Origin of the sequence: Mycobacterium celatum, assembly GCF_002101595.1 — a bacterium.
Taxonomy (GTDB): domain Bacteria; phylum Actinomycetota; class Actinomycetes; order Mycobacteriales; family Mycobacteriaceae; genus Mycobacterium; species Mycobacterium celatum.
In genome coordinates this window covers 194,099-214,331 of the sequence record NZ_LQOM01000024.1, presented here as the reverse complement: position 1 = coordinate 214,331, position 20,233 = coordinate 194,099, and the positions used below count along the sequence as shown (strand labels likewise).

The following is a 20,233-nucleotide window of genomic DNA, read 5'->3' as shown; positions in this document are numbered from 1 at the left end:
AGGACTGCATGATGACGGAGCAGCCGACTTCAGGGGGCGCCGCTCCGGACACCGGCAGCGGGACCCGCAGTGAAGGACGCGCCGAAGGGCGTGAAGGCAGGGGCCGGCGCGACGACCGCGGCGGGCGCGGCCGAGACCGCGACGGCAGCAACTACCTCGAGCGGGTCGTGGCGATCAACCGCGTCTCCAAAGTGGTCAAGGGCGGCCGGCGGTTCAGCTTCACCGCGCTGGTGATCGTCGGCGACGGCAACGGGATGGTCGGCGTCGGCTACGGCAAGGCCAAGGAGGTGCCGGCCGCGATCGCCAAGGGCGTCGAGGAGGCACGCAAGAGCTTCTTCCGGGTGCCGTTGATCGGCGGCACCATCACGCATCCGGTGCAGGGCGAGGCCGCCGCCGGTGTGGTGCTGCTGCGCCCGGCCAGCCCGGGTACCGGTGTGATCGCCGGCGGTGCCGTGCGCGCGGTGTTGGAATGCGCAGGCGTGCACGACATCCTGGCCAAGTCGCTGGGCAGCGACAACGCGATCAACGTGGTGCACGCCACGGTGGCGGCGCTCAAGCTGCTGCAGCGGCCCGAGGAAGTGGCGGCCCGGCGTGGCCTGCCGATCGAGGACGTCGCACCGGCCAGCCTGTTGAAAGCGCGGCGGGAGAGCGAAGCGCTGGCGGCGAACGCGGCGCGTGAGGGAACGGCATAACCATGGCAGAGGTGAAGATCACCCAGGTGCGCAGCACGATCGGCGCTCGCTGGAAGCAGCGAGAGAGCCTGCGCACCTTGGGTTTGCGGAAGATTCGCCAGTCGGTGGTCCGTGAGGACAACGCCCAGACCCGTGGCTTGATCGCGGTCGTGCGCCACCTCGTCGAGGTAGAACCCGCGGAGGCTAAGAAATGACGATCAAACTTCACGACCTGCGGCCCGCCCCGGGGTCGAAAACAAAGCGCACCCGCGTCGGTCGCGGTGACGGCTCCAAGGGCAAGACCGCCGGCCGCGGGACCAAGGGCACCAAGGCCCGCAAGAACGTGCCGGTGACGTTCGAGGGTGGGCAGATGCCGATCCACATGCGGCTGCCCAAGCTCAAGGGTTTCCGCAACCGGTTCCGCACCGAGTACGAAATCGTCAACGTCGGCGACATCAATCGGCTTTTCCCGCAAGGCGGTTCGATCGGCGTCGACGAGCTGGTCGCCAAGGGCGCCGTGCGGAAGAACTCATTGGTGAAGGTGCTCGGCGACGGCAAGATCACCGTCAAGGCCGACGTCACCGCCCACAAGTTCAGCGGCAGCGCGCGGGAGAAGATCACCGCCGCAGGCGGTTCGGTCACCGAACTGTAGCGCGAGCTCCCTTTCCGGCGCGAGCGTGCGTGTCCCAGGTTCAAATGCAGAGTGTCGCCGGGTTTGCGCACGCTTGCGGCACGGTCACGTTTGCGGGCGGGCGCCCAGCACGTCGCGAAACAGCGTTTGGCGCAGGGCGATTTCACGCGGATCGCTCCACAGATGAAAACCCAGCCGGTTCATCACATAAGCGAACCCGACGCCGCTGTCGGGGTCGGCGAACCCGAACGACCCGCCCAGTCCGGGAGTGCCGAACGCGCGGTCGGAAGACCCGAAGCAAAAGTGCGGCACCGGCTTGCAGTAGCCCAGCGAAAACACAGAATCGACATGCAGCACCTTGTCGCGTAATCCGCGACTGGGCGGGACCGCTGGCTGGGTGAGTGCGTCGACAGTGGCCGGCGTCAAACCGAGTTCGCTGCCGCCGGTGGCAGCGCAGCCGTAAGCCTTGGCGACCGACCGAGCAGTGCCAATCCCGTTGGCCGCAGGCATTTCGACGGTGCGCACATCTTCGCGGTTGAAGTCGCGCATCGCGTCGACGTCATTGGGCAGGTTGACGGCTCTGGCGGTCAGGCCGAAGGGGTTCAACAGGCCCAGTGCAACTTTCGGGGGAATCGTGTTGAGGTGCAGCAGCGCTTCCGAACGGCGCCAGCCGTGCAAATGCGCGACGCGGTCGCGATCGACCGAGGCGGGCAATCCGATATGCAGGTCCAGGCCGAGCGGCGCGGCGACCTCGTCGGCGAAGTACCGGCCCAGTGTCCGGCCTGCCGGATCGGTGTGCCGGATCAGCTCCGACTCATACCAGCCGAGGGTAAGGGCGTGATAGCCGTGCCGGGTTCCCGGCGGCCAGACCGGGGCCTGCGCCGCCAGCACCACCGACACCTTGCCCGGATCGGCTAGGTCGGCCAGCCGCAGCGGTGCATCCAGCATCGGCAGTCCGGCTTGATGCGACAGCAGCTGTCGCACCGTCACCTCGGCCTTGCCGGCTTGCGCGAACTCCGGCCAGTAGTCCGCGACCTTGGCGTCGTAGGCGATGAGTCCACGCGAGGCAGCGACGGCAACAGCAAGGGACGCAATGCCTTTCGTCGTCGAGAACATGTTGACCAGCGTGTCCTGCTGCCACGTCGCACTGGTCGTGCCGTCGCGGTAGCCGCCCCACAGGTCGACGACTTTGACGCCGTCGCGATAGACCGCCACGGCGGCACCGACTTCGCGGCCGCGGGCGAAGTTGGCGCGAAAGGCGTCGGCGACCTTGCCGTACCCCTCGTCGACGTCTCCGCCGATCAAATCCCGTGACACCGTGACTTTGAGAACCATTCAGCGGTTATACCGTGATCGGTCGGCCCGGCGAGGGTTCTCAGTCGAACTCGGTCGGCAGGGTCGGGTCGCGATGGTGGGCCAGCGCCCGCTCCAGCTGCCGCCGGTTGACCCGGCCCACCGACAGCGGCGGCAGCTCGTCCAGTCCGAACCATCCGACGGCCAAGGTCTCCAGCGCGGCGGGCGGCTGCACCGCTTCGTGCGCGCGGCACAGGAAGAACAGCTTGTAGACGTGCACTGGCAGCGGTGGCGGGTGGTGCTGCAACTCGCGGTCCCAGCACGAGATCAGCTTCACCGGCGAACTGCGATAGCCCGTTTCCTCAAGAATCTCACGGGTGACCGCAGCCGACGGCGAGTCACCCGGATCGGCCCAGCCGCCGGGCAATGACCAACGGCCGTCGGCCTTTTCACACATCAGCAGCACCCGCTCCTGTTCGTCGAACATCACGCCGCGCACGTCGATCTTCGGTGTGGCGTAGCCGGAGTCGCGCCCGAGTTCGATCGTGAGCTCGTCGGCGGGCCGACCGCTGAGCGCCGACATCAGCTCGGCGGCAAGGCCGCGCACCTGCCGGTAGCGGTCCTCGTCGTACTCGTTGGTGGCGAATGTCAGCCCATCCTGGGCGAGCGCGGCGAGCTTGATACCCACCCGGCGAATCACATCAGCCGGTTCCGGCTCGCGAGCAGACGCAAAAGGCTCCATTTCAGCTCGAAAAGGGGGAACTTTGCGTCTGCTCGGCATAAGACGCTAGCTTTGGAATCACTTCTGCGGCAAGGCGTTCCATCTGTTCACGGTCCTGGCTGACGTCGTCGCCGACCGGGTTGAGCAGGATCATCTCGGCGCCGGCATCGATCACCTCACGCAATCCGCGCACCATGTCGTCGGGCCCACCGGACACCGGCACCTCGTCGATCCCTCGCATCTGGCCGTAGATGCGGTGCAGGCCGGCGAGCACCCGCTCGCGGGCGCGCCGCACGTCGTCGTCGATCATCACGTAAACCCGCTTGCCGATGGTGTACCGCGCGGGGTCTTTGCCCTGATCGGCGAGTTCGCGGCGCACGGTTTTCACCGCCTCGGCGAACGCGGCGGTGGTCGACGAGCCCGCGCCCAGGAAGGCGTCGCCATGGCGCACCGCCCGCGCCAGCGCCTTGGGCGCCTGCCCGCCGAACCAGATCGGCGGATGCGGCCGCTGCACGGGTTTCGGCTGAATCGGCAGGTCGTCGACCTGGCGGAACCGGCCGTGAAACGTCACTCGCGGCTCGTCGGACCACGCCGCCTTCATCAACTGAAGGCCCTCGGTGAAACTCCGCACGAACGTGGCCTTGTCCACTCCGAAGGCGGAGAACTGGTGATGACCGCCACCAGGCGCGACTCCGACGTCCAGCCGGCCGTTGCTGATCTGGTCGACGGCCGTCACCGCTGCCGCCAGTTGCAGCGGATCATGCAGGGACGCAACAAGTACGGCGACACCCAGCCGCAGCCGCTGGGTGCAGGCCGCGGCGAACGCCAACAATTCGAGCGGCGCCAGCAGCGGGGCCTCGCCGACGACCTGGTCGACGGTCCAGCCGCCTTCGAAGCCGAGCTCTTCGGCACGGGCCAGGTACGCACGCACACCCGCGGCGTCGAACGGATCGGCGAGCTGGGGTATCGAGATGGAAAAGCGCATCCCATCACCGTAGGCCGGGTCATCGGTAGGCTCGACGACATGCTTGGTTTTCTGCCCGACCCGCCCGGCGTCGACGACGCGCGCGCGCTGGCCCGCCGGGTCGACACCGCCCGCCACCACGGCGTACCCAAGGGCTGTGTGCTCGAACTCGACCTGTATGCCACCCCACCCGAGACCGGCGGCTTCGACCCGCTGGCCATCATCAGCGGCGGCGGCCGGCCCCTGCTGCTCCGTGAAGCCGTGGCCGCGATTCACCGCGCCGCCGACGACCCGCGGGTGGCAGGCTTGATCGCGCGCGTGCAGCTTCCCGCCGCCGCCGCGGGTCCGGTGCAGGAGTTGCGTGATGCCGTCGCTGCGTTCAGCGCCGTCAAACCGTCGGTGGCGTGGGCGGAGACGTACCCGGGCACCCTGTCGTACTACCTGGCGTCGGCGTTCGGCGAGGTGTGGATGCAGCCGTCGGGAACCGTCGGGCTGGTCGGTTTTGCCACCAATGCGCTGTTTTTGCGCGACGCGCTGGACAAGGCGGGCATCGAAGCACAATTCGTCGCCCGTGGCGAATACAAGTCGGCGGCAAACCGTTTCACCCAGGACCGCTACACCGACGCGCATCGTGAGGCCGACAGCCGGCTGCTGGAGAGCCTGCACGCCCAGGTGTGGCAGGCCGTCGCCGAATCGCGCAAGATCGACCCCGACGAGGTCGACGCGCTGGCGGACCGCGCGCCGCTGCTGCGCGACGACGCGGTGAACTCCAGGCTGGTCGACCGCATCGGCTACCGCGACGAGGCGTACGCCAGAATCGCTGAACTGGTTGGCACCGAAGGGATTTCACCGGAAACGGGAGACGCCGACGACGACGCTGCGCCGCCGCGGCTGTACCTGGCGCGCTACGCACGTGCCGGCGGGCCGCGACCAGTGCCGCCGATTCCCGGCCGCCGGCCCAAGCCGACCATCGCCGTGGTCACCGTGGCGGGCCCGATCGTCAGTGGCCGCGGCGGCCCGCGGGTGCTGCCGTTCGGCACCCCGAGCTGCGGTGCGGACACCATCTCGGCGGGGCTGCGCGACGCGGCCGCCGACGACTCGGTGGCGGCGATCGTGCTGCGGGTGGACAGCCCGGGCGGCGAGATCAACGCGTCGGAAACCATCTGGCGTGCGGTGGCCAAGGCCCGCGGTCGCGGCAAGCCGGTAGTGGCATCGATGGGTGCGGTCGCCGCGTCGGGCGGCTACTACGTCGCGATGGGGGCGGATGCGATCGTGGCGAATCCCGGCACCATCACCGGGTCTATCGGTGTGCTGAGTGGAAAGCTGGTGGCGCGAAACCTGAAGGACCGGCTGGGCGTCGGGTCGGATGCGGTGCGTACCAACGCCAACGCCGATGCGTGGTCGATCAACGAGCCTTTCACTCCTGAACAACACGCCAAGGTCGAAGCCGAAGCGGACCTGTTCTACGCCGACTTCGTGCAACGGGTGGCCGAAGCCCGTCACCTGAGCACGGAGGCTGTGCACGAGGTGGCTCGCGGCCGAATCTGGAGCGGTGCGGATGCTTTCGAGCGCGGCTTGGTCGACGAGCTCGGCGGGCTGCGAACCGCAGTGCGCCGGGCCAAGGTGCTGGCCGGGCTGGCCGCCGACGCCGACGTCCGTCTGGTCGGCTACCCGGGTTCGTCGCTGTGGGAATTCCTGCGGCCGCGCCCGTCGTCGCAGCCCGCCGCGGCGTCGCTGCCGGATGCGGTGGGCGCGTTGATTGTCCAGTCGGTCGCCGGGCTCTTCGACCGGGTCGAGCGGACGTTCACCGGCACCAGCGCCCTGTGGCTGGGGGAGTCGCGGTTCTAGCCGGCTAGCGTGCCCTTGACGAAGATGATCTCGCCCAGCGGATCGTCATCCTCGAGCAGCGGAACCTCGATATCGTTGAGCCTGAACAACTCTTCGCGCGATACGCCGCTGACACCCCATCCGTTCTCGCTCAGGTACTTGAGGACGTGGTTGCGTTCACCGGCATAAACGAGCGATGCCATATCGATGTCGATGCCTTGCTCACGCAGCGGCGCAGACATCTCCCGAACAAGGTCGGCGTCGAAATCCCTGATGCCCGGCACGTATTCGGTGGCGATCGTGCTGCCCGGCACGCTGAGCGCGGTGATGTTGTCGAACAGCCGGTCCTGGGCTTCGGGCGGTAGGTAGATCAGCAGGCCTTCGGCCAACCAAGCCGTCGGGACGGCGGCGTCAAATCCGGCCTCGCGCAAGGCGGCCGGCCAATCCGCGCGCAGGTCGATGCGGACGGTGCGCCGCTCCGCGGCGGGCTCGGCGCCGATGCCGGCCAACGTGGTGGTCTTGAAGTCGATGACCTGTGGCTGGTCGATTTCGTAGACCACGGTCCCAGCCGGCCAGCGCAACCGGTAGGCACGCGCGTCCAGCCCGGAAGCGAGGATCACGGCCTGGCGGATGCCGGCGTCCATGGCGTCGCTGAAGTAGTCGTCGAAAAACTTGGTGCGCACCGCCATTCCGTCGATCATCGCCTGTACCCGGGCCGGTGACGCATTCGGGATGGTCGACAGGTCGAGCTCGCCGTCGATCATCTTGACGAAGAAGTCGACCCCCACCGCGCGGACCAACGGGTCGGCGAACGGATCGTCGATCAGTTTGCGTGGGTCCTTGGTCGCCAACGCCCGCCCCGCCGCGACCATGGTCGCGGTCGCGCCGACGCTGGAAGCCAGGTCCCAGGTGTCGTCATGTGTGCGAGGCATGTGGGTGCTATCCGAGCGTCGCCGAGACGTAGCTCAGTTCACCGAAGGTGGCCATTATCTCGTCCTCGGGAAACTCAAAGCCGTTGCGGCGATACAGCTCCCGGACCGGATATTCGGTCACCCGCCAGCTGTGGCCGGTCAGATAGTCGATGACGATGCTGCGCTCGCCTTGGTAGAACAAGTCGCTCGCGTTGAGGTCCAATCCGAGTCGGCGCCACCGCTCGCTGATCTTGTTTGCGCGGTCGTCGGTGAAGGCGGCCGGGTCGGGGACGTGTTCGGTGGCCAGCCGGCTACCCGGGGCGCTGAGCGCGGTGATGTTGTCGAACAGTCGGTCCTGAGCCTCCGGCGGCAGGTACGGCAACAACCCTTCGGCAATCCATGCCGTCGGCTGGCCGGTGTCAAACCCGCCGTTGCGCAGGGCCGCGGGCCAGTCGTCACGCAGATCGATGCCGATCGCGCGGCGCTCCGCGGCCGGGGTGGCGCCGAAGTCGGCAAGCGTCTTGCCTTTGAAGTCGATGACTTGCGGCTGGTCGATCTCGTAGACCACCGTTCCCGCCGGCCACTGCAATCGGTAGGCCCTGGTATCCAGACCGGACGCCAGGATCACTGCCTGCCTGATCCCCGACTTTGTGGCGTCGAGGAAGAACTCGTCGAAAAACCTTGTGCGGACCGCGATTTGTTGGGTGCGGGTCTTGCGGTTCAGCACCGGGTCGTCGTCGAGGCTGACGTCTCCGTCGAGCAGCCGGACGAACTGGGGCACCCCCACCGCGCGGACCAGCGGGTCGGCGAACGGATCGTCGAGCAGCGCGTCGGGTCCCTGTGAGGCCATTGCGCGCGAGAGCGCAACCATGGTGGCGGTGGCCCCCACGCTGGAAGCCAGATCCCAGGTGTCGTCGTGAGTACGTGGCATGCGGACTCCTCCTATGCGTGACTGTTGCCGGCCAGGATGCCGCTGACATAGCGCATGTCAGCGAACGGCAGATCGTCGTCGATCGGTGGAAAACCGTTGGTGGCGAACAGATCCCGCAGGGTGCTGCCGGTCATCTGCCACCCGTGGTCGGACAGGTAGGGTGCCGCCTCGTTGCGGTCACCAAAGTAAACCAGCTCGGTCATGTCGAGGTCGAAGCCGTGCTCGCGCCAGCGCTCGGACGCCTTTTGCATCCGCTCCTTCATCCGGTCCTGGTCGCCGGGGCCCGGAGCAGGTGCACTTTCGGTGGCGATCCGGCTGCCCGGTGCGCTGAGTGCGGTGATGGTGTCCAGCAGGCGGTCCTGCGCGTCCGGTGGCAGGTAGCCTAGCAGCCCCTCGGCGCTCCACGCCGTCCGTTGGCTGGGGTCGAACCCGGCCGCCTTAAGCGCCGCCGGCCAGTCGTCGCGCAAGTCGATGGCCACCGTGCGTCGCTCGGCGGTCGGCTCGGCGCCCAACTCGGCGAGGGTGCGGGTCTTGAACTCGATGACGTCCGGCTGGTCGACTTCGTAGACGACGGTGCCGGCCGGCCAGGGCAGCCGGTAGGCGCGGGCGTCGAGCCCGGACGCCAGGATCACCGCCTGCCTGATTCCCGCCGTCGTGGCGTCGAGGAAGAATTCGTCGAAAAACTTGGTCCGTACCGCCATGTTGTCGGTCATGCGGTCCACGCCCGGCTGGTCATCGTCCTGCAGGTCGGCGGGGTTCAGCTCGCCGGTGGCCAGCCGAGTGAACAGGTCGACGCCGACGGCGCGGACCAGCGGCTCGGCGAACGGGTCGTTGATCAGCGGGCGCTCGCTGCGCGTCGCGACGGCCCGGGCCGCCGCGACCATCGTGGCGGTCGCCCCCACGCTCGAGGCCAGATCCCAGGTGTCGTTGTCCGTACGTGCCATTTCCGATATCCCCTTCAAGTCGTTACTTAGCCAATATAACTTAAAGTCGGGTGGCCGGCCACTCGCGCTCGGCGATCTTGGCGAAACCCACGTCACCAAAGCCCGTGCGCGCGAGGCTGTGGCCATGGCGTACTCGACAGCAGGCAAGCGGGTACTGATCACCGGGGCGTCGTCGGGTGTGGGTGCCGCGCTGGCCCAGCGGCTCCCCGCCGGCGGAGCAGTGGTGGGCCTGATCGCCCGCCGGCGCGAGCGGCTCGAGGCGGTGCTGGCCGATTGCCGGCGCAGCACACCCGTTTCGCAGATGTGGGTCGCCGATCTGGCCGACACCGCGGGCATCGAGCAGCTGGCGGCGCGGGCCTGGGATGGTCTCGGCGGCATCGACGTGGTGGTGAACAACGCCGCGATCCCCAAGCGCCGCGCGGTCACCGAGCTGGATCCGGGCGTGGTGGAAGCGGTGATGCGGGTCAACTTCTTTGCGCCGATGCGCTTGTGTCTGGCCGTGCTGCCGCGGATGCTGCAACGCGGCGACGGTGTGATCGTCAACGTGTCCAGCATGGGCGGCCGGTTGGGCATCGTTCACGAAGCTGCTTATTGCGCGAGCAAGTTCGCGTTGTGCGGGTGGAGCGAATCGATGGCTGTCGACCTGCACGGCACCGGTGTGTCGGTTAAGCTCATCGAGCCGGGACCGGTCGACACCGAGATCTGGGATCAGCCCGACAACGACGATCCGCTCTACCACGGGCCCAAGGTGCCGGCCGGCGAGGTGGCCGACGGCATCATCGCCGCGTTGGGCAGCGACCGCTTCGAGCACTACCTGCCGGACATGAAGGCTGTGGTCGACGTCAAGAACGCCGACATCGACGCCTACATCGCCGGCGCGGCAGCGATGGCCCGACGATGAAGGCGCTGGTCTTCGGGGTGCCGCCGGTCGAGGGCTACGACGACGCTCTCGCCCACAGTCCCGTTGCGCTGCAAGATATCCCGGAACCTGGTTTGCTGCATGACGATTGGGTGATCACCCGGCCGCGGCTGACCGGAATCTGCGGATCGGACTCCAAACAGATCCTGCTGGACTTCGGCGAGGGTGACACCGACAACGCGATGGCCGCGTTCTGCTCGTTCCCGCAAGTGATGGGGCACGAGGTGGTTGCCGACGTGGTGATGTTGGGGCCGAAGGCGCGCGGTGTGGATATTGGGCAGCGCGTCGTGCTCAACCCGTGGCTGTCGTGCGGGCCGCGCGGCATCGACCCGCCGTGCCCGGCGTGCCAGGCCGGCGACTACAGCTTGTGCTGGAGTTTTTGCGACGGCGACATCAAACCGGGCATTCACACCGGGGTGTCCGCCGATGTGACCGGCGGCTACGCCGAGTTGATGCCGGCCCACGACAGCATGCTGTTCGCAGTCCCCGAGTCGTTGCCCGACGAGTTGGCCGTGTTCGCCGACCCGTTTTCCGTTTCGCTGCATGCGATTACCCGCCACCCGCCGCCCGCCTCCGGCCGGGTATTGGTATACGGGGCTGGGTCGCTGGGGCTGTGCGCCGTCGCGATCCTGCGGGCGCTGTACCCGGATGCGGCCGTGGCGGTGGTGGCGCGCTTCGACGCCCAGGCCCAGCTGGCCCGCCGGTTCAACGCCGACCTCGTGCTGGCGCACGAGCCACGGTTGGCGGTGATCGAGGAGCTTGTCGCGTGGGGCGGTGGCCGGCTGCGGCATCCGCTGCAAGGTCTGCCGATGGCGCATCCGGGTGTTGTCGACGTCGTCTACGACACCGTCGGGAAGCCGGAAACGTTCGAGGTCGGGGTGCGGGTGCTGCGCGCGCGCGGCACGCTGGTGAAAGCAGGGGTGCATGCGCCGGGCCGCTGGGAGTGGAGCCCGCTCTATTTCAAGGAGATCAACTGGGTGGGCTCCAACGCCTTCGGTGTGGAGGAAGTTAACAGCGTCCGCAAGCACGCGATCGCGCACTACCTCGACATGGCCGTCGAGGGTCGGATTGACTTGCGGCCCATGCTGACTCACACGTTTCGGCTGGACCAGTGGCGCGATGCCTTCCTGGCGATTGCCAACCAAGGCGAGAGCGGAGCGGTCAAGGTGGCCTTCGACCAGCGCTGAGGTTGCTCGCTAGGGGCGGGTGGCGCGGTAATAGGTGAGTCGCCCGACTAAGCGATGCCGATGGCTCGCGACCTCGCGGCAGTCGAATCCGGCCGCGCGCAGCAGGCGTGGAATCGCGTCGCCGAGGTTTCCGGCCATATGGCGGTTGCGCAGCATCCGCCGCGCCGCCAGGCCGTCGCGGGCGGTCATATCGCCGCCGATGTCGACGAGATGCAGCCTGCCGCCGGGCCGGAGCACGCGAAAAACTTCCGCAGCAGCGGCGGCTTTCGCGTCGTCGGGAAGATGATGCAGCATCATCGACGACAGCACGCGGTCGAATTCGGCGGCCGAGTAGGGCAACTGCTGGGCGTAGCCCTGGTCAAAGCGGATGCCGCTGAGCCCCTGCGCTTTTCGGTGCGCCTGCGCCAGCGCCCGAGGGTCGGGGTCGCAGCCGACAAACTCGACGCCGGGATGAGCACGCTTGGCGCGGATCGTGACGTTGCCGGTCCCGCAACCGATTTCCAGAACACGCTGACCGCCGTCGAGTTCGGCCTGCGCGATGAGGGTGTCGTGGACCTTGGCCATGCCGAGCAGCCGAGAGATGAGGTCGTAACCGGGAAGGAAGATGTCGCGGCCGGCGGCGGGCAGGTAGTCGTGGTTGTTGCCCAGGAGTCGATGTAGACGATGTTCGGTCATACTTCCATGGTGAAGCGTTGGTGGCATTGCGAATTAGCTAATAATCTGCGAAAGTAGGATTATCTTAAGGTCATGACAGTAGCAGCCCGGCTGGTTCGCCACCGCGGCGGGGTACCGGTTTACGCGTACCGGGCCGACGTGAACACACCGCCGGTGTCAGTGGTCCGAGGCGGCCGCGACGACGTCCTCGAACGTGGCCGTCACATCCACGACTTCCCGGCGTTGTGGTACGTGCAAGCGGGAGGGCTGGTCTATGTCGTCGCTCCCGGTGAAGTGATCGACCTCGAGCGGGTGAGTCGCACCGAAGGTGGCGTCGGCCTGTTCTTCGACCCGGCAGCGCTGGGCGGCGACGGGCGATCGCCGTGGCCGGCGTGGCGGGCCCATCCACTGCTGTTCCCGTTTTTGCACGGACGCTCCGGTGCATTGCTGGAGCTGACCGTGCCCGCGAAGCGCCGACCGGTGTGGGACGCCACGATCGGGTCGATCGAGGCCGAACTGGCCACCCGCCGGGAGGGTTATCGGCAGGCGGCGCTGGCATATCTGACGCTGCTGCTGATCGATCTCGCGCGGCTGGCCGGCGACGTCGTGGGCGATCTGCGGCGCAGCGGTGAACCGCTGCTGGCCGAGGTGTTCGCGGTGATCGACAGGCGCTACGGCGAGCCGTTGTCGCTGCGCGACGTCGCGGCGGAGCTCGGGATGACGCCGGGGCATCTGACTACGGTCGTGCGCCGTCGCACCGGGCGCACTGTGCAGGAGTGGATCATCGAGCGGCGCATGGCCGAAGCCCGCAATTTGCTGGCCGACACCGATCTCCCCGTTGCCGCGGTCGCCCAACGCGTGGGCATCTATGACCCAGGCTATTTCAGCAGGCTGTTTCGCCGCGCGCACGGCACGTCACCGCGCAGCTGGCGGGCCGCCGCAGGCTGAAGTGCATGTGTTAACATGCATGCATGCGGACGACGGTGGAGATTACCGATCAGCAGCATCGCGCGCTGAGTGCAATCGCTCAGCGCCGCGGCGTACGCGGCTTCTCCGCGCTTGTCCAGGAGGCTTTGGATGTGTATCTGGCGAGTCTGAACAACGAGGAGATCGACCTGCTGTTAGGACTCGAAGGCACGCTTACTGACTCCGAGGCACGAGAGGTGCGCTCGCGCATTGATGACGCAAGGGCTAGATGGCGGGCCTCGTAGTCGTCGACACCGACTTTCTAGTCGACTTTCTCCGCGGCAAGGGACCCGGCGTGCGGTTGGTGCGGGAGTTGATCACCCGCCACCGCCTTCGGCTCACCGCGATAACCGCCTTCGAATTGCGCATAGGCACGGATTTCTTGGCTCGCCGCGATGACATTCTCCGCCTTGTCCGTTCGCGGACTTTCCCACTGGATCCGGCTAGTGCGTTACGCGCCGGGGAGGTAGCTGCGACCCTGCGGGCAGCCGGCCAAGACATCGGCATGGCCGATTGCCTGCAGGCGGGCATCTGTTTGAACTTCGACCTGCCGTTCGCTACGCGCAACCGCAAGCACTTCGATCGGGTGGACGGTTTGCGCTTGTTCGACGTCGCCTGACCCGTGAGAAGGGTGACTGTGGATCTCACGACGAGTTCGCGGCGTGTTGCGTCGTGAGATTCACTCTCGGCGGAGGCTTGCCGAACTACATCGGGTTGGCGCGCAAGTAGCTGTAGATGCCCGCGAAGCCGGCGTTGACATCATCGGGAATCGGCACCGGAACACCGAGAGCTCTTGCGCCCCAGACAATTTGCGCGGTCCGCTCGACCAGCGCCGTGACGTGCAGCGCCTTGTCCGGACGCGGACCGACGGCCACCATGCCGTGGTTGGCGATAAGCGCGGCCGCCCGGCCCTCCAACGCCTTGACCGCGTTGGCGCCGACGTCGGGAGTGCCGGACGCGGCGTATTCGGTGCAGCGGATCTCTCCTCCGCAGTAGACGGCGAACTCGTCGATGCAGGCCGGAATCGTCTGGTGCGCAATAGCGAACATCGTCGCCCACACCGGATGGCTGTGAATGACGGCACCGATGTCGTCAAAAGCCTTGTAACAGGCCAGGTGCAACTTCATTTCCGTTGAGGGGGAGCGGCCCTCGCCGGCGTGGAGCACCTCGCCGTCGGGATCGACGACCACCAGATCGTCGAGCATCATCTCGGCGTAGTCGACCGACGACGGCGTGATGACCAGGTTGCCGTCCTCCCGTCGCGCCGAGATGTTACCCGCCGTGCCCTCGACCAGCCCGCGGCGCAGCATGTCCTTGGCCGCCGCCAGCACCGCGGCCTCCGGGTTGTCAACGAATCTCATGCCGAAGCACCTCCGGATTGACGATATGGGCGGGCGTCCTCCCGGTCAGCAAGGCCTCGAGGTCGTCGGCAACCATTTGCGCCTGCCGTGCCTCAGTGTTCCACGTTGCCCCACCGATGTGCGGGGTGAGCACCACATTCGGCATGCCCACCAGAGGGTGATCGACCGGCAGCCATTCGCCGACAAAGTGATCCAGCCCGGCCGCGGCGACCTTTCCGCTGCGCAGCGCGTGAACCAGCGCGTCGGTGTCGTGCAGCTGCGCGCGCGCGGTGTTGAGGAAGACGACGCCGTCGCGCATGGCGGCGAACTGCTTGGCCCCGATCAGCCCGGCGGTGTCGTCGCTGACCGGCGCGTGCAGCGACACGATGTCGGCCTCGGCGAACAGTTCGTCGAGGCCGTGCCGGGCCTCGTCGTTGTACGGGTCGTGGGCGATCACCCGCATCCCCAGCCCGGCCAGCCGCCACTTCACCGCGCGGCCGACCGCGCCCAGACCGACGAGTCCGGCGGTCAGGCCCGCGAGTTCGGCGGCCCGGAACCGCTGATAGGGAATTGTGCCGTCGCGGAACACTTCCCCGGCCCGCACGTCGGCGTCGGCGGTCAGCAAACGCCGGGTACAGGCGAACAGCAGGGCAATCGTCATCTCCGCGACCGCGTCGGCGTTGCGGCCCGGGGTGAACAGCACCGGGATCCCGGCGGCGGTAGCGCCGGCGACGTCGACGTTGTTGGGATCTCCTCGGGTGGAGGCAATCGCCCGCAGCCCCAGCTCGAACACCGGACCGCTCACCGAATCAGCCTCCACCACAACGACATCGGCACGCTCGGCCGAAATCCGCTCGGCGAGTTGCTCGGCGCCATAAATACGCAATGGCCGCTGGTCGATCCACGGGTCGTAAACCACGTCGACCAGCCGCCGCAACTTGTCGAACCCGTCGCCACGCAGCGGCGCGGTCACCAAAGCACGCGTCACGACTGCCAATGCTGGCGTACGGTGACGCCCGTGTCACGCAAAGAGGTCACACTGGGCATCGACATCGGCAGCACCGCCGTCAAAGCCGTGGTCGCCGACGAGCACGGCCACGTGATCGCGCGGACACGCATTCCTCACCAGTTGCGGGTTGCCGCCCCGGACCGGCTGGAGCACGACGCCGACGAGGCGTGGCGCCGTGGCCCACTGACCGCCCTGGGCGAACTGGCCGGCGAAAACCCCCGCGCCGCCGCGGTATCGGCGATGGTGCCGTCGCTGACCGCCGTCGACTCCACCGGCCGGCCCATCACGCCCGGGCTGCTGTACGGCGACGCCCGGGGCCGCACACACGTCGACGCCGCCGCGTCGCTCCCACCGACGGGGGAGGCGGCCCAGTTCCTGCGCTGGACGGCCGCGGAGGCACCCGACGCGGCCGGCTACTGGCCGGCGCCGGCGGTGGCCAACCACGCGCTGGCCGGTGACGCGGTGGTCGACTTCGCCACCGCCTACACCAGCCTGCCGCTGTTCGACGGCACCGGCTGGAACGAACAGGCATGCAAGGACTGCGGCGCGACCGTGGACCGGATGCCACGGGTGGATGCCCCGGGTGTGGCGGCCGGGCAGCTGGCCGACAGCGACACCGTTCTGGCAGTCGGGGCAATCGACGCGTTGTGCGAGCAGCTGGTGGCCGGCGCCGACCAGGACGGCGACGTGTTGGTGCTGTGCGGCACGACGCTCATCGTCTGGGTGACCATTCCCGAACACCGGCAGGTGCCGGGCCTGTGGACCATCCCGCACACTGCTGCCGGCAAGAGCCAGCTCGGCGGCCCCAGCAACGCCGGCGGGCTGTTCCTTGGCTGGGTGGACCGGCTGCTGGGGCCAGGAGACCCCACAGCCGCAGACCCGCGACGGGTGCCGGTGTGGTCGCCGTATGTGCGCGGCGAGCGGGTGCCCTACCACGATCCGGAGCGGCGCGCCGTGCTCGACGGGCTAAACCTCACCCACGACGCCGCCGCCCTGCGCCGGGCCGCCTACGAGGCATCGGGTTTCGTCGTGCGCCAGTTGATCGAGCTGAGCGGAGCTCCGGTGTCACGCATCGTGGCCGCGGGCGGCGGCACCCGAGTCGGGCCGTGGATGCAGGCCATCGCCGACGCCACCGGTCGGCCGGTGCAGTTGTCGGCGGTCGCCGAGGGTGCGGCGCTGGGAGCTGCCTTCCTGGCGCGAATGGCCGTCGGCCTGGAGTCATCGATGACCGACGCCGCCCGGTGGGCGAGCGTCGAGCGCCTCGTCGAACCCGATCCGGCGTGGGCAAGCGCGACGGAGGACCGCTATCACCGTTTCCTCGAGCTGGCCGACCGGCCGTCCAGGGCTATCGCACCGCGGTGATCGCGACGGTATTGCGCATCGGCGCCGACGCGGCGTCGTCGGGCAGCTCGAGACCGTAGCTGCTCAACAGCTCGGCGCGGCTACACATCGAGATCGTCCAGTCGTGCGCGGCCAGGTAGTCCGGCACGGCCTTGCGCTCGCCGTGGTAGACGAGCTCGGACAGGTCGAGATCCAGCCCCTGTTCGCGCCAGTGCGGCGCCATATCCTTGCTGCGCTCGGCCATCGCAGCGCCGCCGTCGGGGTGGTATTCGGTGGCCAGCCGGCTGCCGGGCGCGCTGAGCGCGGTGATGATGTCGAACAGCCGGTCCTGCGCCTCCGGCGGCAGGTACAACAGCAGGCCTTCGGCGATCCACGCGGTCGGCTGGCTGTCGTCAAAGCCGTTGGCGCGCAAGGCAACCGGCCAGTCCTCCCGCAGATCAACCGGCACGGTTCGCCGTTCGGCCCTCGGCTGGGCGCCGAGTTCGGCCAGCGTCGCCGACTTGAAGTCGACGACCGCGGGCTGGTCGAGCTCGTAGACCACGGTGCCGTCCGGCCACGGCAGCCGGTAGGCCCGGGTGTCCAAGCCGGCAGCCAGGATCACCGCTTGCCGCAGACCGTCGTTGGCCGCAGCGGTGAAGAAGTCGTCGAAAAACCGGGTGCGCACGGCGATGTTCGTGACGATGTGGCGCGGATCCACCGGCAGAGCGGCGTCCCCGGCCGCGATGTCGCCGTCGAGGAGGCGGACGAAGTAGTCGATGCCCACCGCCCGCACCAGCGGCTCTGCGAACGGATCGTTGATCAGCGGAGGGTCGGCGCGCGTCGCCAAAGCCCGTGCCGCGGCGACCATCGTCGCCGTCGTCCCCACGCTGGACGCCAGGTCCCAGCTGTCGCGTTCCGACCGCGTCATCGCGCCAACTCCGCGCTGAGGTAGACGACGTCGCCGAACGGGGCGTCGTCGGGATCGATCGGCGGCAGGCCATGTTTGGCCAGCAGATCCGTGGCGTTCGCGCCGGTGGTCTGCCAGCCGTTGCCGGCCAGATAGGTCGCCACGTCGGTGCGGTGGTCAAAATACACCAGCGCGGCCATGTCCAGCTCGAAGCCGTGGCGGCGCCAGCGGTCGGTTTGGCGTTGCATGCGGCGCCGCAGCTCCGCTTCGCCGAGGTCGTTGACGTCCACCAGGCCTTCGGTGGCGAACCGGCTACCGGGCACACTCAGCTCGGTGATCTGGTCGAGCAGCCGGTCCTGTGCCGCGGCAGGTAGATAGCCCAGAAGCCCCTCGGCGATCCAGGCGCTGCGCTGGGCCGGGTCGAAGCCGGCCTCCGTCAGCGCGGCGGGCCAGTCGTCGCGCAGGTCGATCGCGACCACCCGCCGATCCGCCGTCGGCTGCGCGCCCAGATCGGCCAGCGCGGCCGTCTTGAAGCTGATCACCTGCGGCTGGTCGACCTCGAACACCGTCGTGCCGGGCGGCCACGGCAGCCGGTAGGCGCGGGAGTCCAGGCCCGAGGCCAGGATGACGGCTTGGCGGATACCCGCCCCCACCGCGTCCAAGAAAAACCGATCGAAGAATTCGGTGCGGATGGCCATCGCGTCGGCGAACCGGCGCAGACCCTTGGCCTCGTCGTCGTCGAGATCCTGCGGATCGAGCTCGCCGCCGGCCATCCGAGTGAAGAAGTCGACGCCGACGGCGCGCACCAGCGGCTCGGCGAACTGGTCGTTGATCAGCGGGTCGGGGCTCCTGGTCGCCACCGCCCGGGCAGCCGCGACCATGGTGGCCGTCACCCCGACGCCGGAGGCCAAGTCCCAGGTGTCGCCCTCAAACCGTGTGCTGCCCATCCACCAGCCCCTCAATACTTAGCCAATATAATGACAGCAGAAACTGTACGCCTGTGGCCGGGGACCGCTGCCTGCGCTGTTACTCTCGTAGACTGCTTGGCGCGCGACTCTGCATATCCTGGCCTGCGGGTCGGCGCGCAACGCAGGACCAACCGACGCTGGCCAGACCAGCCCCATCGGCACGCCGCGACCAGAGCCCGGCTGCGCAGGAGGAAGAGTGCTTTCGGCTTTCATCTCATCGCTGCGGACAGTCGACCTGAGACGGAAGATCCTGTTCACGCTGGGCATCGTCATCCTCTACCGGGTCGGCGCCTCACTGCCGTCGCCCGGCGTGGACTACCCGAACGTGCAGAAGTGCATCGCGCAGGTCAGCGGCGGGGAAGCCGCGCAGATCTACTCGCTGATCAACCTGTTCTCCGGGGGTGCGCTGCTGCAGCTGACCGTGTTCGCAGTCGGGGTGATGCCCTACATCACCGCGAGCATCATCGTGCAGCTGCTGACCGTGGTCATCCCACGCTTCGAAGAGCTGCGCAAGGAAGGCCAATCCGGCCAGGCCAAGATGACGCAGTACACCCGCTATCTGGCGATCGCGCTGGCCATCCTGCAGGCCACCAGCATCGTGGCGCTGGCCGCCAACGGGGGGCTGCTGCAGGGCTGCAGCCTGGACATCATCGCCGACCAGAACATCTTCACGCTGATCGTCATCGTGCTGGTGATGACGGCCGGCGCGGCGCTGGTGATGTGGATGGGCGAGGTGATCACCGAGCGCGGGATCGGCAACGGCATGTCGCTGCTGATATTCGTCGGCATCGCCGCCCGCATCCCGGCCGAGGGCAAGTCGATCCTGGACAGCCGCGGCGGGCCGATCTTCGCCGCGGTCCTGGTGGCCGCGCTGGTCATCATCGTCGGCGTGGTGTTCGTCGAGCAGGGCCAGCGCCGCATCCCGGTGCAGTACGCCAAGCGGATGGTGGGCCGGCGGATGTACGGCGGCACCTCGACGTATCTGCCGCTCAAGGTCAACCAGGCCGGTGTTATCCCCGTCATCTTCGCGTCGTCGCTGATCTACATCCCGCATCTGATCACTCAGCTGATCCGCAGCGGCACCGGCGGCGTCGGCAATACGTGGTGGGACAAGTTCGTCGGCAATTACTTGTCGAACCCCGCCGACCCGGTCTACATCGGCCTGTACTTCGGGCTGATCATCTTCTTCACGTACTTCTACGTGTCGATCACGTTCAACCCCGACGAACGCGCCGACGAGATGAAGAAATTCGGCGGCTTCATTCCCGGCATCCGCCCGGGCAAGCCGACCGCCGACTACCTGCGCTTTGTGCTGAGCCGCATCACGTTGCCGGGCTCGATCTACCTCGGCGTGATCTCGGTGCTGCCCAACCTGTTCTTGCAGATCGGTAATACCGGGCAGGTGCAGAACCTGCCGTTCGGCGGTACCGCGGTTCTGATCATGATCGGCGTCGGTTTGGATACGGTCAAACAGATCGAGAGCCAGCTCATGCAGCGCAACTACGAAGGGTTCCTGAAGTGAGAGTTGTTTTGCTTGGCCCGCCCGGCGCCGGGAAAGGCACGCAGGCGGTCAAGCTGGCCGAAAAACTCGGAGTCCCACAGATTTCCACCGGGGAGCTGTTCCGCAGCAACATCAGCGAGGGCACCAAACTCGGCATGGAAGCCAAGCGCTACCTGGACGCCGGCGACCTGGTGCCCTCCGAGCTGACCAACCAACTCGTCGACGACCGCCTCGATGACCCGGACGCGGCGTCCGGTTTCATCCTGGACGGCTATCCCCGCTCGCTGGAGCAGGCCAAGGCACTGCACGACATGCTCGAACGCCGCGGCACCAAGCTCGATGCGGTGCTTGAGTTCCGGGTGCCCGAAGACGTGTTGCTCGAGCGGCTCAAGGGACGCGGACGCGCCGACGACAACGACGAGGTCATCCTCAACCGGATGAAGGTCTACCGCGACGAGACCGCGCCGCTGCTGGAGTACTACCAGCACGAGCACGAGCTGAAAACCGTCGACGCCGTGGGCACCGTCGACGAGGTATTCGCCCGCGCCCTGCAAGCCCTGGGTAAGTAA

23 protein-coding genes are annotated in these 20,233 nt (G+C 67.8%); 12 read left to right on the top strand and 11 right to left on the bottom strand.

What is annotated here, in order from left to right; genetic code table 11:
• The first annotated feature begins 11 nt into the window (after nucleotides 1-11).
• The 3 genes from rpsE to rplO are packed head-to-tail and all read left to right on the top strand — an operon-like array spanning nucleotide 12 to nucleotide 1,323.
• Nucleotides 12-692 (top strand): 30S ribosomal protein S5, encoded by a 681-nt coding sequence (gene rpsE / locus AWB95_RS08990; RefSeq protein ID WP_169714655.1) that lies wholly within the window; start codon nucleotides 12-14, stop codon nucleotides 690-692.
• Between the two features lie 2 nt (nucleotides 693-694).
• Nucleotides 695-886 (top strand): 50S ribosomal protein L30, encoded by a 192-nt coding sequence (gene rpmD, locus AWB95_RS08985; protein WP_062541319.1) that lies wholly within the window; start codon nucleotides 695-697, stop codon nucleotides 884-886.
• Complete coding sequence (gene rplO, locus AWB95_RS08980; protein WP_062541318.1) at nucleotides 883-1,323, top strand: 50S ribosomal protein L15; 441 nt, start codon at nucleotides 883-885, stop codon at nucleotides 1,321-1,323. Before rpmD ends, rplO begins: the two co-directional genes overlap by 4 nt.
• 84 nt (nucleotides 1,324-1,407) lie before the next feature.
• On the opposite strand, the gene AWB95_RS08975 is transcribed toward rplO, so the two are convergent.
• Genes AWB95_RS08975 through AWB95_RS08965 form a run of 3 tightly spaced genes read right to left on the bottom strand, consistent with a single transcriptional unit; the run spans nucleotide 1,408 to nucleotide 4,301 of the window.
• Nucleotides 1,408-2,637, bottom strand: coding sequence for a serine hydrolase domain-containing protein (locus tag AWB95_RS08975; protein WP_062541317.1), 1,230 nt, complete (start codon nucleotides 2,635-2,637; stop codon nucleotides 1,408-1,410).
• Between the two features lie 40 nt (nucleotides 2,638-2,677).
• A complete protein-coding gene (locus tag AWB95_RS08970) occupies nucleotides 2,678-3,283 on the bottom strand; it encodes an NUDIX hydrolase (protein WP_198157832.1) in 606 nt (201 codons plus the stop codon).
• Nucleotides 3,284-3,338: 55 nt separating this feature from the next.
• A complete protein-coding gene (locus AWB95_RS08965; protein WP_085168033.1) occupies nucleotides 3,339-4,301 on the bottom strand; it encodes an LLM class flavin-dependent oxidoreductase in 963 nt (320 codons plus the stop codon).
• Nucleotides 4,302-4,340: 39 nt separating this feature from the next.
• On the opposite strand from AWB95_RS08965, the gene sppA reads away from it, so the two are divergent.
• Complete coding sequence (gene sppA / locus AWB95_RS08960; RefSeq protein ID WP_085168031.1) at nucleotides 4,341-6,128, top strand: signal peptide peptidase SppA; 1,788 nt, start codon at nucleotides 4,341-4,343, stop codon at nucleotides 6,126-6,128.
• On the opposite strand, the gene AWB95_RS08955 is transcribed toward sppA, so the two are convergent.
• Genes AWB95_RS08955 through AWB95_RS08945 form a run of 3 tightly spaced genes read right to left on the bottom strand, consistent with a single transcriptional unit; the run spans nucleotide 6,125 to nucleotide 8,893 of the window.
• Nucleotides 6,125-7,039, bottom strand: coding sequence for a class I SAM-dependent methyltransferase (locus AWB95_RS08955; protein ID WP_085168030.1), 915 nt, complete (start codon nucleotides 7,037-7,039; stop codon nucleotides 6,125-6,127). The two genes, sppA and AWB95_RS08955, sit on opposite strands and share 4 nt — an antisense overlap.
• A gap of 7 nt (nucleotides 7,040-7,046) precedes the next feature.
• Nucleotides 7,047-7,949, bottom strand: a complete 903-nt coding sequence (locus AWB95_RS08950; protein ID WP_062540571.1) for a class I SAM-dependent methyltransferase — start codon at nucleotides 7,947-7,949, stop codon at nucleotides 7,047-7,049.
• An 11-nt stretch (nucleotides 7,950-7,960) separates the two neighbouring features.
• On the bottom strand, nucleotides 7,961-8,893 hold the full coding sequence (locus AWB95_RS08945) for a class I SAM-dependent methyltransferase (RefSeq protein ID WP_062540570.1): 933 nt from the start codon (nucleotides 8,891-8,893) through the stop codon (nucleotides 7,961-7,963).
• 124 nt (nucleotides 8,894-9,017) lie between these two features.
• Here AWB95_RS08945 and AWB95_RS08940 point away from each other — a divergent pair, with 124 nt between their 5' ends.
• Together AWB95_RS08940 and AWB95_RS08935 are read left to right on the top strand one after the other, a co-directional pair.
• The gene (locus AWB95_RS08940) at nucleotides 9,018-9,794 is read left to right on the top strand and encodes an SDR family NAD(P)-dependent oxidoreductase (RefSeq protein ID WP_085168028.1); all 777 of its coding nucleotides are present in this window, start codon (nucleotides 9,018-9,020) and stop codon (nucleotides 9,792-9,794) included.
• On the top strand, nucleotides 9,791-10,999 hold the full coding sequence (locus tag AWB95_RS08935; protein ID WP_062540568.1) for a zinc-dependent alcohol dehydrogenase: 1,209 nt from the start codon (nucleotides 9,791-9,793) through the stop codon (nucleotides 10,997-10,999). The genes AWB95_RS08940 and AWB95_RS08935 overlap by 4 nt, the downstream gene beginning before the upstream one ends.
• Before the next feature lie 9 nt (nucleotides 11,000-11,008).
• On the opposite strand, the gene AWB95_RS08930 is transcribed toward AWB95_RS08935, so the two are convergent.
• The gene (locus AWB95_RS08930; protein WP_085168026.1) at nucleotides 11,009-11,674 is read right to left on the bottom strand and encodes a class I SAM-dependent methyltransferase; all 666 of its coding nucleotides are present in this window, start codon (nucleotides 11,672-11,674) and stop codon (nucleotides 11,009-11,011) included.
• A gap of 72 nt (nucleotides 11,675-11,746) precedes the next feature.
• Between AWB95_RS08930 and AWB95_RS08925 the strand changes: the two genes are divergently transcribed.
• The 3 genes from AWB95_RS08925 to AWB95_RS08915 are packed head-to-tail and all read left to right on the top strand — an operon-like array spanning nucleotide 11,747 to nucleotide 13,238.
• Nucleotides 11,747-12,601: a helix-turn-helix transcriptional regulator gene (locus AWB95_RS08925; protein ID WP_062540567.1), complete on the top strand. Its 855-nt coding sequence runs from the start codon at nucleotides 11,747-11,749 to the stop codon at nucleotides 12,599-12,601.
• Between the two features lie 23 nt (nucleotides 12,602-12,624).
• Nucleotides 12,625-12,864, top strand: a complete 240-nt coding sequence (locus AWB95_RS08920; protein ID WP_062540566.1) for a hypothetical protein — start codon at nucleotides 12,625-12,627, stop codon at nucleotides 12,862-12,864.
• Nucleotides 12,849-13,238 (top strand): type II toxin-antitoxin system VapC family toxin, encoded by a 390-nt coding sequence (locus AWB95_RS08915; RefSeq protein WP_062540565.1) that lies wholly within the window; start codon nucleotides 12,849-12,851, stop codon nucleotides 13,236-13,238. Before AWB95_RS08920 ends, AWB95_RS08915 begins: the two co-directional genes overlap by 16 nt.
• 85 nt (nucleotides 13,239-13,323) lie before the next feature.
• Here AWB95_RS08915 and AWB95_RS08910 read toward each other — a convergent pair whose 3' ends face one another.
• Together AWB95_RS08910 and AWB95_RS08905 are read right to left on the bottom strand one after the other, a co-directional pair.
• Nucleotides 13,324-13,980 carry an L-fuculose-phosphate aldolase gene (locus AWB95_RS08910; RefSeq protein ID WP_062540564.1) on the bottom strand — a complete coding sequence of 219 codons (657 nt, stop codon included), beginning with the start codon at nucleotides 13,978-13,980 and terminating at the stop codon, nucleotides 13,324-13,326.
• Nucleotides 13,967-14,947, bottom strand: coding sequence for an NAD(P)-dependent oxidoreductase (locus tag AWB95_RS08905; RefSeq protein WP_373280786.1), 981 nt, complete (start codon nucleotides 14,945-14,947; stop codon nucleotides 13,967-13,969). The genes AWB95_RS08910 and AWB95_RS08905 overlap by 14 nt, the downstream gene beginning before the upstream one ends.
• Before the next feature lie 30 nt (nucleotides 14,948-14,977).
• Here AWB95_RS08905 and AWB95_RS08900 point away from each other — a divergent pair, with 30 nt between their 5' ends.
• Complete coding sequence (locus AWB95_RS08900; protein ID WP_085168097.1) at nucleotides 14,978-16,330, top strand: xylulokinase; 1,353 nt, start codon at nucleotides 14,978-14,980, stop codon at nucleotides 16,328-16,330.
• On the opposite strand, the gene AWB95_RS08895 is transcribed toward AWB95_RS08900, so the two are convergent.
• Together AWB95_RS08895 and AWB95_RS08890 are read right to left on the bottom strand one after the other, a co-directional pair.
• Nucleotides 16,314-17,216 (bottom strand): class I SAM-dependent methyltransferase, encoded by a 903-nt coding sequence (locus tag AWB95_RS08895; RefSeq protein WP_062541824.1) that lies wholly within the window; start codon nucleotides 17,214-17,216, stop codon nucleotides 16,314-16,316. The two genes, AWB95_RS08900 and AWB95_RS08895, sit on opposite strands and share 17 nt — an antisense overlap.
• The gene (locus AWB95_RS08890; protein WP_062541825.1) at nucleotides 17,213-18,142 is read right to left on the bottom strand and encodes a class I SAM-dependent methyltransferase; all 930 of its coding nucleotides are present in this window, start codon (nucleotides 18,140-18,142) and stop codon (nucleotides 17,213-17,215) included. The genes AWB95_RS08895 and AWB95_RS08890 overlap by 4 nt, the downstream gene beginning before the upstream one ends.
• Nucleotides 18,143-18,359: 217 nt before the next feature.
• Between AWB95_RS08890 and secY the strand changes: the two genes are divergently transcribed.
• Together secY and AWB95_RS08880 are read left to right on the top strand one after the other, a co-directional pair.
• Entirely contained in the window at nucleotides 18,360-19,685 is a 1,326-nt protein-coding gene (gene secY / locus AWB95_RS08885) for a preprotein translocase subunit SecY (RefSeq protein WP_062541826.1), read from the top strand.
• Nucleotides 19,682-20,233, top strand: a complete 552-nt coding sequence (locus AWB95_RS08880) for an adenylate kinase (protein ID WP_085168024.1) — start codon at nucleotides 19,682-19,684, stop codon at nucleotides 20,231-20,233. Before secY ends, AWB95_RS08880 begins: the two co-directional genes overlap by 4 nt.